This window comes from Pseudomonas sp. SIMBA_068 (genome assembly GCF_046534705.1).
GTDB classification, from domain to species: domain Bacteria; phylum Pseudomonadota; class Gammaproteobacteria; order Pseudomonadales; family Pseudomonadaceae; genus Aquipseudomonas; species Aquipseudomonas putida.
On record NZ_JAWRYI010000001.1, the window covers coordinates 936,629 to 950,944 of the forward strand.

Sequence of the window (14,316 nt, forward strand, 5' to 3'; positions counted from 1 at the left end):
ACGGTTGCCAGGCTGCCCACCCAGGCCTCATCAGCAAAAGAGATAATAATGAAGACACTCGGTGAGTTGCTGGAACGCAACGCGCGCCTGTTTCCCCATCAAGAGGCGGTGGTCTACGACGATCGCCGCATCACCTATGTGCAATTGCTGGAACGTGCCCGCAGATTGTCATCTGCACTTTATGTGCGCGGCATGCGCCATCAAGACCGCGTCGCGGTCCTGGCGATGAATTGCAACGAGTATTTCGACGTATACGGCGCGTGCCAGCTGACCGGTTACATCTGCGCAACTGTCAATTTTCGGCTTGCTGCCCCTGAGATCGAATACATCCTGCAGGACAGCGCCCCCCGGGTATTGGTATTTGAAGACCAATACGCCGATGTGATCGACGGGCTGCGGCCGCAATTGAAGTCTGTTGAACACTATCTGTGCATAGGCGCTGCCTGCCCGCCCTGGGCGCAGCCTTATGAGGTGGTGATGGCCGAGGCGGATACCGCCGGCGCCCCGTTGCGCGCGACGGCTGAGGATATCGTCCATCTGGTCTACACCAGTGGCACCACGGGGCGCCCCAAAGGTGCGGCGCGTAGCCAGCGTGGCGACCTTGCATTGGCGCAGAATCAGGCCGAGGTCATGGATGTGCGCATCAACGGCCGTGTCTTGGTGATGATGCCCATGTTCCATGCTGGCGGTATTTCAATGATGCTGTCGGAGTTCTGGCATGCTGGCTGCGTCGTGCTGCACCGCAAGTTCGATGCCCGCGAGGTGCTACGAACCATAGAGCGCGAGCGTGTAGTCACCGTGCACATGGCACCGACCATCGTGCAACAGGTGCTGGACCTGCCGGACATCCGCGATTACGACTTGTCCAGCCTGGAAACCATCCTGTATGCCGCTGCCCCGATGCCTGTGGCTGTGCTGCGTCGCGGTGTCGAGCTGCTCGGGCCGATATTCGTCAACTCCTGGGGTATGACTGAAACCAGCGGTACCGTCTTGCCCCGTCATCTCCACAAGCTAGAAGGTAACGAGGATGACCTGCGACGGCTGGGCTCAATAGGCCAGGCCATGGCCTATTGCGACATCCGCATTGTCGATGACCACGAGCAGGATTGCCCCGACGGTACGCCTGGCGAGATCTGGATCCGCTCGCCTGCCAACCTGGCTTACTACTGGAACAACAACGCAGCCACGTTGGACGCGCTGCGCGATGGCTGGTTGCGCACAGGGGATATGGCCTGGCGCGACGAGCAAGGCTTTTTGTACTTGGTCGACCGCAAGAAAGACATGATCATTTCCGGCGGTGAGAATATCTATTGCCAGGAAGTCGAGCAGGCGCTGATGTTCCATCCGCAGGTTGGCGACGCTGCAGTCATCGGCGTTGCACATGAAAAATGGGGGGAGACCGTAAAGGCTATCGTGGTCCTCAAGGACGGTGCCGAGTTAACCGCCGATGAGCTCATCGAGTACTCCGGTACGCGCATTGCGCGTTACAAGCGGCCCACCAGCGTGGATTTCGTGGCCGAACTCCCGCGCTTGCCCAGTGGCAAGGTCAATAAAATTGCGCTGCGGCAGTTGTTTTCTGCATAACTAGCTGAGGCTGCGCTACCGTTGGAGCTCCCCCGGCGGTAGTCCCGGTCACCCGACGTGGGCACGGGCTGGGGCTGCGATCTGTCTACCCGTTGGGTAGTGCTCGAGCATGAAATCGACGAACGCGTGGATCTTGCTCGACGCCCTCCGGCCTTGCGGGTATAGCAGCTCCATGGTCGGCGCAGTCATGGCCCAGTCCGGGAGCACCTGGCAAAGCGCGCCACTGCGCAAGTGCTCCTCCAGATAAAACCCCATGCCTTGCATGATGCCCTGCCCATCGAGCGCCGCCTCGATCTGGATGCACCCTTGGGTGATGGACAGGCTGCACGGCAGGTCCAGTGTCTTGCGATGCCCATGCTGCTCGAAAGCCCATGGGTGCATGCGACCGGTCCTGGTGTTTCTGTAGCTGATGCAGGCATGTTCAAGCAGGTCTTCTGGAACTTGCGGCATCTTGCACGTCGCAAGGTACCGAGGCGAGGCGACCGTGAGCAGCGGGGTATGGCCAAGCTGACGGGCGATCATGCTCGAGTCGCCTAATGGGCCGAGGCGCAGGATCACATCGTGTTGGCTTTCGACCGTGTCGTAAAGCTGCTCGGAGTCTGAAAAGTCGAGTTGGATATCCGGGTAGCGGCTGCGAAACAGCGAAAGTAAAGGCACCACCAGGTACTGGCTGATGATGCTTGGCGCATCGACCCGTAGCCGCCCACGGGGCTGCACGTGCGAGCCGGCCAGCAAAGACTCGACGTCGGCGATCTCGTCATGCAGATGGCGGCAATGCGCATAGTAGATCGTACCTTCATCGGTGAGGTTGATGCGCCGTGTGGTACGGTTCAGCAGCCGCACCGCCAAGGTGCGCTCAAGGTTGCTCAGATGGGTGGAAACCATCGAGGGGGAAAGGCCCAATGCAGTTGCTGCACTGCTGAGGCTGCCGTGATCGACGACAGCCATGAAAACTTCCATGCAGCGCAGCTTGTCCAAATCCCTCTCCCGCCTAAGCAAACTGCATGGATTCTAACAGGACAATCCTTGAGTACGGCTAGTGGCCGAGCGTCTGTTCAATAATTGCGAATTCATCGGACAAGGATTCAGGCACGCTGTACTGACTGATATCGCTGATCTGCTGGAAGTGTTCGGCCAGCAGTTCTGCGCTCACCGGATTGTCTCGTGGGCCCGCCCAGCCTTTCGATAGCCCGATAAAGGCGCGGGCATAGCGACCCAGCGCTGCAGAGTAGATCGCCCGTGTGCTGGAGCAGGCCTCGCTCGCGAGGTAGACCACTAACGGGGTAACGAACTCGGGCAGGTAGGAAGTGCCCAGTTTCTCACCCAAAGCGGCATATTGCGCGGTGAACGCAGCGAGCTGCTTTGGGTCCATCGCGGCCTCCATACGACTTGTGGCGACCGGCAACAAGGCGTTGCACTGTATACCGTGTGCGCGACCTTCCAGCGCAAGTACATTCATGATACCCAGCAGCCCGGCTTTGGCGGCGGCATAAGCGGCCTGCTGAGGGTTACCGAACGCAGCGGCGGCAGAGGACGTGAAGACTACCCGGCCATAACCGTGCTTTTTCATGACTTTGTATGCGGGCTGGGTGACGTAGACAGCGCCTTTGAGGTGGACATCGATGATCGAGTCGAGGGTGTCGTCATCGATGTCCTCGAAGCAAGCGTTACGCAGGTGACCGGCATTATTGATAACGATATCGACCTTGCCGAAATGATCCAGTGCCATTTGCACGATGTTCTCGCCACCGGCCCGGCTGGCCACCGAGTCGTAACTGGCGACAGCCGTGCCACCCGCAGTGCGAATTTCCTCAACTACCCGATCGGCCATGCCTGGCGAGCTACCTTGGCCATCGAAACGTCCCCCCAGGTCATTAACGACCACTGCGGCGCCTCTGGCCGCCAGCGCCATTGCAAAAGTACGGCCTAGCCCCCCCCCGGCGCCGGTGACAATTGCGACCCGGTTGGTGAAGTCAATTGCAGTCATATGATCCTCACTTTTTATTGTTGTTTTCGGGCGCACGGCACCCGCGAGCTTGCGTAACTACTCAAAAACTGGAAGCGGGCAACCGGATTACCAGCCCGTCGAGTTCTGGGGTGACCATGATCTGGCAGCTCAGACGGCTGTGCTCTGTGACGTCCACCGCGCAGGTCAACATGTCGTGTTCGTATGGCTGGGCGGCAGGCATGTGCTGGGCCCACTCCCGGTCCACGTAGCCATGGCAGGTGGCACAGCTGCAACTGCCGCCACAGTCCCCCAGGATGCCAGGCACCTGGTTGTTGACAGCAGCTTGCATGACCGAGAGGCCAACAGGGGCGTCTATCCGCTGCTCGCTGCCGTCCGGCTGGATGAAGGTGATTGTGGGCATGGCTATCCTCGTAGCGGGTTCAGGCGCGGGTCAGCAAGTCTTTGACGGGAATGGCGTCGTCAGCCAGGCGCAGAGGGTCGACATGGATACGTTCGCTGATCAGCCGTTTGGCCACCATGAATTCCGGCGCGCGGTTCACCGTATCGACGGCCAGGACCTGACCGTCTTTCAGGTAGAAGGCGGCGAAAGAGTCTGTTTCAGGTGCCCCGCGCAACACCAGTTGGTCATAGCCTTGGGACAGGCCGACCATTTTCAGCTTCAGCTGGTACTGGTCCGACCAGAACCACGGAACAGACGCATAGGCCTTGGGCTTGCCGCAAAGAGATGCGGCCACGCACCGTGCTTGTTCCAGTGCGTTGGGCACCGACTCCAGGCGCAATCGCCTACCCAGGATTGGGTTGGGGTGGTTGGTGCAGTCGCCTGCTGCGTAGATGTTCGGGTCGCTGGTTTGACCGAACTCGTCCACGACAATGCCGTCGTCCACAGCCAGGCCTGCTTGCACTGCCAGCTCGACATTGGGCACAAGTCCGATGCCGACCACGACCAAGTCGGCTGGCACGCAGCTGCCGTCAGCGCACAGCACTGCCGTGACGACCCCACCGCAGGGCGTCAGCCGCACACCCTGCACTTGGCAGTTGGTACGAATATCCACACCCGCCTGGCGATGTCGCGACAAGTAAAAGGCCGAGAGTTCCGGCGCAGTGACACGCGCCAGCACGCGCGGTAGCGCCTCCAGCACCGTGACCTGCAGGCCGACCTCTACGGCCACGGCAGCAACCTCAAGGCCAACGTAACCGCCGCCGATGACAACCAGGCGCTTTCCCGCTTCGAACTGTTGGCGAATTCGTTCGACGTCTTGGAGCGTACGCAGGTAATGGAAGTTGTTGGCGTTTTGCGCCTGCTCTATCTGAGGTATCGGAAGGCGTCGAGGCCTGCCGCCTGTAGCCAGGATCAGACGGTCGTAGTGAATGGTCGTACCGCCTGCGAGCTCGATCGTGCAAGCGCTACGATCGATCGCACTGACTCGTGTGCCGCTGATGAACTCCACATCAGCCTGGTCGAAGGTCGTTTTGGGCTTTATCAGCAGGCTTTCAGTTGTGGCAGCCCCGCAAAGGTAGGCTTTGGACAGCGGCGGGCGATGATAGGGAAGGGTGGGCTCTTCGCCAATCAGAATGATGCGGCCTCGCCAGCCATTATCACGTAAATGAGTTGCCAACTCAGCGGCGGCATGCCCCGCACCGACGATGATGGCAGTGCCTGTAACAGCTTCAGTCATATCGACACCTTTGGTCAAAGCCCGCCAACAAAGGGCGGGGAAGTGAGCAAAGTATGCCTGTTAAATAGCAGAAGATTATTCAATTTTATTGAAAGATCCTGTCAGTCGTTCTGGATTTATTCCCTCTAGGCAGTTGCATAGAGTGGCCAAAACCGATCTTCAGGCAGCGGCTGTGAATGCTCAGTGCGTGACGTCGGGACAATAAACAAAGGCGGAGAAGCAACTGATGAGCGCAGTGAGCCCAATCGAGGAATTTGATGATCCATCCTTCGATCCCTTTCTGGAGGATGCCTTGGTGTTTGGCGAGCATTTGGATCCTTATCCGAAGCTCGCCGGGTTGAGGCGTGAAGCTTCAGTGCTTCAGGGGGAATACCGCGTGCTTATGGGACTTGCTCCGGATGTCACCAGCCCCGCGGGCGCGATGCATTTTTGTGTGCTGGGCTATGACGAAGTAGCGCAGGTGCTGGGAGACCCGCAGACCTTCACCAATCACGCCTACACCTACAACCTGGGCATCAGCTTCGGGCGCAGTATTTCCACCATGGACGCTCCTGAGCATCCGCGATTTCGCAGAATTTTCCAGAAGGCGTTTCTGCCTCAGACGGTCGCTGCCTGGGGTGACGAACTGGTCGACCCCGTGGTGCATGAGCTCATGGAGGCGTTCGTTGATCGGGGCGAGGCGGACTTGGTGCAGGCATTCACCCTGCATTATCCCTTCCGGATCATTTATCGGCAGCTGGCGCTGCCGCCGCAAGATGTCGCCACCTTTCATAAGATGGCGATTGCGCAGACTGTCGTTGCCGTCGATGTGGCTCACGGCACGGAGGCGTCACGTAAGCTCGGCATCTATTTCAAAAACCTGGTCGCCGACCGCCGGCGTAACCCCGGGAGTGATTTGGTCAGCGCTTTGGCCCACGCCGAGGTCGATGGTGAGCATCTGCCCGAGGATGTATTGATTTCCTTCCTGCGCCAGTTGGTCAACGCCGCGGGGGACACTACTTACCGTGCCACCAGCGTCTTGCTGAGCGCCTTGCTGCGTCATCCACAACAGCTAGAGGCAATCCGCCAGGACCGATCCTTGATCCCGCAGGCAATCGAGGAGGCCGTGCGCTGGGATGGTCCGGTATTGATGCAGTCCCGTTTTGCCAGCAAGACGGTCACGCTCGGGGGCGTAGAAATCCCTCAAGGTGCCTTCATCGATGTCATCGCCGGCTCCGCCAACCGCGATGAGCGCAAATTCCCCGATCCTGACCGCTTCGATATTTTCCGCAAGCCCCAACACCGTCACTTCGCGTTTGCCTTTGGCCCCCACGTCTGTATTGGCCAGCATCTGGCACGTGTCGAGATGACCCGCGCGCTCAATGCACTTCTGGACAAATTGCCCAACCTGCGGCTGGATCCGGACAAACCTGCCCCACAGATACGTGGCGCCATGATGCGGGTCCCGCACTCGATCCATGTGAAGTTCGGTTAAGCCTATGAACGACTACGACTACATCATCGTGGGTGCCGGCTCTGCGGGTTGCGTCCTGGCCGATCGACTGTCCGCCAGTGGGCTTCACCGGGTTCTGCTGATAGAAGCGGGGCCTGAGGATCGCAACCCCATGGTGCGGATGCCAAGAGGCTTTGGCAAGTTGCTCAACGACCCCACTCACGCCTGGCATCTGCCCGTGACGGTGGACCCCGCCAGTGGGCGCACCCAGGAGATATGGGCGCGCGGCAAGATGCTGGGTGGCTCAAGCGCCATAAATGGCATGGTGTATATGCGCGGGCACCCTGCGGACTATGACGAGTGGGCCGCTAATGGCGCCAGCGGATGGGGTTGGGAGACCATGGCCAAGGCGTTTCGCAGCATCGAGAAACACGCGTTGGGCGAGTCAGTACTTAGGGGCGGACAAGGCCCGCTGAAGGTCGGGCCTTATGCTCAGCGTTGCGAAGTTGGCGAGGCGGTGATACAGGCCTGTGAGAGCCTGGGCTTGCCCCGCAAGCTCGATATCAACGAACTGGACCACGAAGGTGTCGCCTACCTCACCTATACCCTGTCAGGGGGAGTGAGACAGAGCGCTGCGCATGCGTTTCTCAAGCCGGCCCGAAAACGGCTCAATCTGAAGGTCTTGACCGATACCCAAGTACAGCGCGTCCTCTTCGAAGGGCAGCGGGCTGTCGGCGTCAGTGCACGCAACGGGAATGCAGAACCCTTTGAATACCGCGCGCGCCGGGAGGTAATCCTGTGTGCTGGCGCTTTGCAATCGCCTCGCTTGCTGCAGTTGTCTGGCATCGGCAACAGCAGCTTGCTGGGACGATTGGGGATACCCGTGATTGCGCACAGCCCCAATGTCGGACAGAACATGCGCGAGCACTTGCTGTGTTATCTGCAAACGCGCCTGAGCACTTGGCGCGGCAGCCAGAATCGAGAATTTTCAGGCGTGCGGCTGCTCAAGAACGTCATCCAGTATGGCCTCTCGCGGCGCGGCGTCATGGCGCTCGGGTCCTTCCCGGTCGGCGGTTTTTTCAAGACTCACCCGGATCTGGATCGTCCCGACGCTCAGCTGATGATGGCCCCTTACTCGATGGACTTTTCCTCACCGACTTACCGCTTCGAACCCCATCCGGGCATGCAGCTGTTCACCTACCCATTGCGTCCGCGTAGCCAGGGCAGCGTTACTATCGAATCTGCTGACCCTGCCCAGTCTGCGCGGATCGTCACCAACTACCTGGCCGATGAGTACGACCGGCAGGTATCGATTGGGGCTTTTCGAGTCATGCGCAAGGTCATTGCCAGCGCGCCCCTCAAGCCTCTGGTAACGGCCGAGACCTACCCCGGCGCGCAGGTGCAGAGCGACGAGCAGATTCTTGAAGAATTCCGCCAACGGGGGCAGTCGGGTTACCACGCTTGTGGCACCTGCGCGATGGGGGCGGATAGCGCCTCGGTACTGGACCCCAGGTTACGTGTCAGGGGTGTGCAGGGGCTGCGGGTAATGGACCTGTCGGTTATCCCGTCAATGGTTTCCGGCAATACCAATGGCCCGATGATGGCCATGGCATGGCGCGCAGCGGAGCTCATCCTGGAGGATGCTCGCTGAGCCCGCCTCCAGTATTGATCCTTCACTGAATTTCACGGCACATGAGAGAGGTAAGCCATGCAGCAGAACTTGGATCCGCGCGCTCAGGCGTTGGTGCAGCATGCGCTGGACCACGCGACCACTGCCAGCGGTGAGGTCGGGTTGCAGGTAGCAGCGTATCTGGACGGCAAATTGATCATCGACGCCTGGAGTGGCATTGCCGACCCGCGCAGCCGGCGCCCGGTGGACGGCGACACGCTGTTCAACGTCTACTCCGTAACCAAGGCCGTAGCGGTGACGGCCCTGCATATCCTGGCAGAGCGGGGGCATATCGAATACGACGCGTTGGTAAGCCGGTATTGGCCCGAGTACGCGGCCCAAGGTAAAGGGGCCACTACTGTGCGGGATGTGCTCACCCACAGGGCGTGTATTCCTCAGATGCCAGCGGGGGTTACGCCTGAGTTGATGTGCGACTGGGCCTGGATGACCGATGCTATTGCGCACTTGAAGCCGCTGGCAGAGCCTGGCAGCAAGACCCTTTACCTGTCCATGACGTTTGGCTGGATCGTCGGCGAACTGGTGCGTCGGGTGGACCCGGGGCAACGCTCGCTCGGCCGGTTCGTGCGCGAGGAAATCGCCATACCTTTGGGTATCGATGATCTGTGGATCGGTATTCCTGACGCTGTCGAGCACCGCGTTGCGACGCAGGTCAACGCCATGGTTGCCAGCCCCATCCAAGACCTGCCACCGCTGTTTCTGGCTTCGATGCCAGAACAGGTCGCGCTGGTGCCCGAGGTGTTCGAGCGGGCGGATGTGCGCCGGGCCGAGGTGGCAGGGGTGGGCGGTATTTTCAACGCGCGTTCACAGGCGCGTTTCTGGGCCTTGCTCGCCAATGGTGGCGTGCTGGATGGCGTGCGCTTGCTGTCAGCGCAGCGGGTGGCTTCGTTCAGCACACCCCGGGCCAACAGCCAGGAACCGGACGCTGTGATGTTTGGATTCCCTATTCCTATCACGGAAGGCGGTTTCTGGTTCGGCGGCGATCATCCACCAGTCGGCTGCGTGCACAACCCAAGAGCGATTTGCCACCCGGGGCAAGGTAATTCGATCGGCTGGGCTGACCCTGACCTGAACCTGGCGGTCGCCATTTGCCACAACCGACTGTTCAACCCTACATCTGTCGCACAAGACCCGCTCTTCCCTGTGGCGCAGGCGATTCGCCAAGCCGCCGCGCTGCTGCGTTGAAGTGATTAACCAGCCAGACAATACAACTACAAAGCTGTAAGCATCCGTGGAGGCCCCGATGATCCAACCTACAACATGGACCGTACCTGACCATGTCCCCGAAGACCGTGTGGTCGATTTTGATTTCATGAACCCGCCCAATGCAGTCAACGATGTTCACCTGGCCTGGAAAAAACTCCACGAAGGGCCGGATATCGTTTGGTCGCCGTACAACGGGGGGCACTGGATTGCCACGCGGGCCGATGACATCGAGGCCATTCAGAAAGACCATCAGCGGTTTTCTCATGCCCAGGTCAATGTACCGCCGAGCCAGGACCTGCCCCTGGTGCCCCTTGAGCTCGATCCGCCCGAGCACACCGGCTACCGTGCGCTGATTGCACCGGCATTTTTGCCACAAGCCATCGCCGAACTGGAAGATGACATTCGCGCCCTGACGGTTGAGCTGATCGAAGGCTTCGCGGAGAAGGGCGGATGCGAGTTCGTGAGTGAGTTCGCCAAGATGCTGCCCATCGTGATCTTTCTGCGACTGGTCAACTTGCCCCAGGAGGATCGACTGGAACTACTGGAAATGACCGAGTTGGCCGTACGTGGCAGCGTCGATGAACGACATCGCTCCCAGCAGATGCTCGCGGGCTACATCGGTAAGTGGATCGAGGCCAGGCGCCGTGACCCTGGCGCCGACTTGATAAGTCGGATCGTCAACGCAAAGGTCAATGGAGAGCCGATTGCACCTGAGCGTATGTTTGGCCTGCTCACCGTGGTGATATTCGGTGGCCTGGACACAGTTGCAGCAATGATGAGCTTCATTTGCCGTTTTCTGGCAGAGCATCCCGCCGAGCGCAAGCGCCTGGTAGAGCAACCAGCGCTCATTCTCACCGCAGTCGATGAATTGATAAGGCGACACGGCGTTACCAATACTGCGCGAGTGGTTGTAGAGGATGTGCAGTTCAACGGCGTGACGCTCAAGCAAGGCGACCAGATCCAGGTGCCAAATGCACTGTTCGGCCTTGATGAGCGGCGATTCAACAATCCACTGATGGTGGACCTGGAGCGCAAGCCGGTTTTGCATGCTGCTTTCGGCAACGGCCCACACCGCTGCCCTGGCTCATTCCTGGCCCGCATGGAAATCAAGGTTTTCCTGCAGGAGTGGCTCAAGCGCATTCCTGACTTTGAAACTGTGCCTGCCGACCCACCTCGCTGCGCGTCGGGCATGGTCAACGGCCTGCTCTATCTGCCGCTGCGCTGGCAAGTGGCAGGAGGGAGGATGAAATGAAACAGTGGCAATGCATATTCTGTGGGCACAGCTATGACGAGGCTTTGGGTTGGCCTGATGACGGTATCGCCCCAGGCACCCGCTGGGAAGACGTGCCTGATGACTGGGTCTGCCCCGACTGCGGGGCCACCAAAAGCGATTACACCATGGTTGAGGTCTGATCGGAGGAGGGCACCGACACATCCCCTCCATTCCCCCTTTCGTATTGCACGGGGAGAAACCGGCAGTTGTTAATGCCAGGCCAATCCCCGCCCGCCTTGTTTGCAAAGGATGTTTCGCAGTGATCAGCGATTTCTGACGCGTTGACACCCAATCTCGCCGCGTTTATAGTCTTGAACATCGTTCACAATAATGCAGGGTCGGTAATGCCGGCTCGCCAACAAAAATACGAGCCCAGGCAGCATTTCACAGGCTGCTGATGAAGGAGGTTTGCAGATGTCTGCTCGAGAATCGGCACCGAAGACCGTACGGCCTGACTTTGTACCCCGCGAAGCTTATTTGTCCAAGGATTACGTCCAGCTTGAAAAGGAGCGGATGTGGCCGAAGATCTGGCAGGTGGCCTGCCGACTCGAAGAAATCCCCAATGTCGGTGATTACGTTACCTTCGACGTCATCGACGAGTCCATCATTGTCACCCGCCTGACAGGTGACAGGATCAAGGCCTACTACAACGTCTGCCAACACCGCGGCCGCCGCCTTACCACTGGCTGTGGCCATGCCACCAAGTTTCACTGCAACTACCACGGCTGGCAGTGGAACCTGGATGGCAGCGTGCTGCGTATTCTCGATGAGCAAGACTGGGCCGGTTGCCCGAACATGAGTCATGACGAACTGGCGCTCAAGGAAGTGCTGGTCGATACCTGGGGCGGATTCGTATTCATCAATATGGACCCCAATGCTGAGCCGTTGGCCAAGTACCTTGCGCCGGTGCCCGAGATCACCGATTGCTACGAATTCGAGAAGATGCGGTACCGCTGGTACAAGTCGGTGCGCCTGCCGTGCAACTGGAAAGTTGCACTGGAAGCCTTCAACGAGGGCTATCACGTCGCAGCGACGCACCCACAGATCCTCGATACTCAAGGTGACGACGTTACCCGCAGCTTCGCCTTCGGCAAGCACGGCATGTTCGACTATTCAACTGCAACCCGCCTGCCGGGTACTCCATCCCCGCGCACTGGCAAGCCGATCCCGGATGATATCCGCCCGGGGATGGTCAAGTTCTACCAGATCATGGAAGACCAGTTGAAGGCGATTTTCACCGATCGGGACAACGAGGCGACCAAACGGTTGATGACGGAAGTCGAGCCGACTCAGGACCAGATGCTGGTGCTGGGCAAAGCCATGCAGTTTCAGGTCGAAGCGGCCATCGCCGACGGCGCTGGCTGGCCGAATATTTCCATGGAACAAATGGCTCGCGCAGGTACCGATTGGCATGTCTTCCCCAACCTGGTGTTCCTCCACTATCCAGACGGGGCACTGTTCTACCGCGCCCGTCCTGATGGCGATAACCCCGACTCCTGCATCTACGATATCTGGTCGCTGAAGCGTTATGCGCCGGGCCAGGAGCCAAAGCTGGAGCGCGAGTTCTACCACGGTGTGGACGACTGGAAGAACGACACGGTAAAGAACTTCGGTCTGATCCTCAGTCAGGACTTCCAAAACATGGGGCAAGTGCAGGCGGGTATGAAGTCACGGGGCTTCAGCGGTTCGCGTACGAATCCGTTGCAGGAATCGTCAATTTCCAACTTCCACCGTGAACTGCAGGAATACCTGTTCGGCACGGAGTCCGCGCAATGAGCCAATGGGATGAGTCGTATGATCTGGTGATCATTGGCAGCGGTGGTGGCTCCATGTGCGCTGCACTCAAGGCCAAGGAACTGGGCAAACGTGCGTTGATCATCGAAAAACAGAGCAAGATCGGTGGTTCGACGGGCTACTCGGGCGGTGTCTGGTGGGTGCCGAACAATGCGGTGATGAAGCGTCATGGCGTGGATGATTCCTACGAGCGGGCCCGGCAGTATTTCGACAGCGTCGTCACCTACGAAGGCCCATCTACCAGTGTCCCGCGCCGTGAGGCGTTCTTGCGCACGGGCCCTGTGATTGTCGACTTTCTAGAGCGCAAGGGCATGGCGTTCGAATACGCCGACGGTTGGTCCGACTATTACGATGACCGCCCGGGCGGCGAGCCACGTGGCCGCTCCCTCGTGGCCAAACTGTTCGATGTGAAAGAGCTGGGGGAGTGGGAAGGGCGTCTGTCGCGCTACCGCGGTCCCGCCATGCCAGCCAATTCCAATGAATTCCCAACCCTGTTCCTGCTCAAGCGCACGTGGGCAGGCAAGCGTAAGGCCATGCAACTGGGCTTGCGCCTGCTCAAGCAAAAGGTTCGCGGCCAGCATGTGCTAGGTGGCGGTGCCGCCATTCAGGGGCGCATGCTACAGATCGCGCTACGCGAGCAACTGCCCATCTGGACCGAGTCTCCAGTCGAAGAACTGATTGTCGAAGACGGCCGGGTAGTGGGCGTAGCTGTGCGCCAGGGCACTCAGCTGCGGCGTATTCAGGCACATGATGGCGTGCTGATCAACACCGGTGGTTTTTCGCACAATGCCGAAATGCGCAAGCGCTACCAGCCGCAACCGGCATCGGCGGCGTGGACCAACGCAAACCCAGGCGACACCGGCGAAGTGATCCAAGCCGCCATGCGCCTGGGGGCAGCCACTGATTGCATGGACGAGGCATGGTGGGTGGTCACCTCGCTCGGTCCGGGCGAAACATTGCCGGAAGGCGCGCGCACGCCCACCGGTGAACCGTTGCCGTTCATGCATCACCTGGACTTGTCCTTGCCCTACTCGATCATGGTCGATCAGGACGGCGAGCGCTTCTGCAACGAAGCCGGGTCGTACATGGAAATCGGCCAGCGCATGTACCAGCGTCAGGCCGAAACAGGCAAGGCCGTGCCAAGTTGGGTGGTGATGGACAGCCGACAGCGCAAGTTCTACCCCTGGGGCACCGCCATGCCTGGCCAGGTCCCTCAGCAATGGCTGGACAGCGGCTACATGATCAAGGCCGATACGCTCGAGGCGTTGTCGAGCAAGTGCGGCATCGATACCGGCGGGCTGCTCAGAACCGTCAAGCGCTTCAACCAGTTTTGTGTCACGGGCAAGGACGAAGATTTTGCCCGCGGCGGCAAAGCGTTCGACCGTTGCCATGGAGACCCGACCATCAAGCCCAACCCCAACCTGGGTGCGATCGAGCAAGGCCCGTTTTATGCGGTGCGCATGTACCCAGGCGACGTCGGCACTGCTGGCGGCCTGGTGACCGATGAATATGCGCGGGTGCTGCGCGAGGACGGCCAGCCGATTGCCGGGCTCTACGCCACGGGCAATGCGACGGCAGGGGTAAGCGGGCGAGCGTATCCGGGGGCCGGTACCAGCATCGCGGCATCGTTCATCTTTGCCTACATCGCTGCTGCGCATTCGGCAGGGCAAGAAAAGATCTGGTGAGTACGTACTC

At 59.7% G+C, this 14,316-nt stretch carries 12 protein-coding genes; 8 read left to right on the forward strand and 4 right to left on the reverse strand.

What is annotated here, in order from left to right; all coding sequences use genetic code 11:
* The first annotated feature begins 48 nt into the window (after nt 1-48).
* Nucleotides 49-1,584, forward strand: a complete 1,536-nt coding sequence (locus tag SB756_RS04350) for an acyl-CoA synthetase (protein WP_410910244.1) — start codon at nt 49-51, stop codon at nt 1,582-1,584.
* 48 nt (nt 1,585-1,632) lie between these two features.
* Here the strand turns inward: SB756_RS04350 and SB756_RS04355 are convergent, their stop codons facing one another.
* From SB756_RS04355 to SB756_RS04370, 4 genes are all read right to left on the reverse strand, one after another.
* Nucleotides 1,633-2,544, reverse strand: coding sequence for a LysR family transcriptional regulator (locus SB756_RS04355; protein WP_341798876.1), 912 nt, complete (start codon nt 2,542-2,544; stop codon nt 1,633-1,635).
* 76 nt (nt 2,545-2,620) lie between these two features.
* A complete protein-coding gene (locus tag SB756_RS04360; RefSeq protein WP_341798512.1) occupies nt 2,621-3,571 on the reverse strand; it encodes an SDR family NAD(P)-dependent oxidoreductase in 951 nt (316 codons plus the stop codon).
* A 61-nt stretch (nt 3,572-3,632) separates the two neighbouring features.
* Entirely contained in the window at nt 3,633-3,953 is a 321-nt protein-coding gene (locus tag SB756_RS04365) for a 2Fe-2S iron-sulfur cluster-binding protein (RefSeq protein ID WP_341798513.1), read from the reverse strand.
* Between the two features lie 19 nt (nt 3,954-3,972).
* On the reverse strand, nt 3,973-5,229 hold the full coding sequence (locus SB756_RS04370) for an NAD(P)/FAD-dependent oxidoreductase (protein WP_341798514.1): 1,257 nt from the start codon (nt 5,227-5,229) through the stop codon (nt 3,973-3,975).
* Between the two features lie 226 nt (nt 5,230-5,455).
* Between SB756_RS04370 and SB756_RS04375 the strand changes: the two genes are divergently transcribed.
* The 7 genes from SB756_RS04375 to SB756_RS04405 all read left to right on the forward strand — a co-directional run bounded on the left by SB756_RS04375 (nt 5,456) and on the right by SB756_RS04405 (nt 14,306).
* A complete protein-coding gene (locus SB756_RS04375; protein ID WP_410910245.1) occupies nt 5,456-6,703 on the forward strand; it encodes a cytochrome P450 in 1,248 nt (415 codons plus the stop codon).
* Between the two features lie 4 nt (nt 6,704-6,707).
* Nucleotides 6,708-8,312, forward strand: a complete 1,605-nt coding sequence (locus tag SB756_RS04380) for a GMC family oxidoreductase (RefSeq protein ID WP_410910246.1) — start codon at nt 6,708-6,710, stop codon at nt 8,310-8,312.
* A 57-nt stretch (nt 8,313-8,369) separates the two neighbouring features.
* Nucleotides 8,370-9,533 (forward strand): serine hydrolase domain-containing protein, encoded by a 1,164-nt coding sequence (locus SB756_RS04385; protein ID WP_341798517.1) that lies wholly within the window; start codon nt 8,370-8,372, stop codon nt 9,531-9,533.
* 58 nt (nt 9,534-9,591) lie between these two features.
* A complete protein-coding gene (locus SB756_RS04390) occupies nt 9,592-10,806 on the forward strand; it encodes a cytochrome P450 (protein ID WP_410910247.1) in 1,215 nt (404 codons plus the stop codon).
* Nucleotides 10,803-10,967, forward strand: coding sequence for a rubredoxin (locus SB756_RS04395; protein ID WP_341798519.1), 165 nt, complete (start codon nt 10,803-10,805; stop codon nt 10,965-10,967). The genes SB756_RS04390 and SB756_RS04395 overlap by 4 nt, the downstream gene beginning before the upstream one ends.
* A gap of 274 nt (nt 10,968-11,241) precedes the next feature.
* Complete coding sequence (locus SB756_RS04400; RefSeq protein WP_341798520.1) at nt 11,242-12,603, forward strand: aromatic ring-hydroxylating oxygenase subunit alpha; 1,362 nt, start codon at nt 11,242-11,244, stop codon at nt 12,601-12,603.
* Entirely contained in the window at nt 12,600-14,306 is a 1,707-nt protein-coding gene (locus tag SB756_RS04405) for an FAD-dependent oxidoreductase (protein ID WP_341798521.1), read from the forward strand. Before SB756_RS04400 ends, SB756_RS04405 begins: the two co-directional genes overlap by 4 nt.
* The last annotated feature ends 10 nt before the right edge of the window (nt 14,307-14,316 follow it).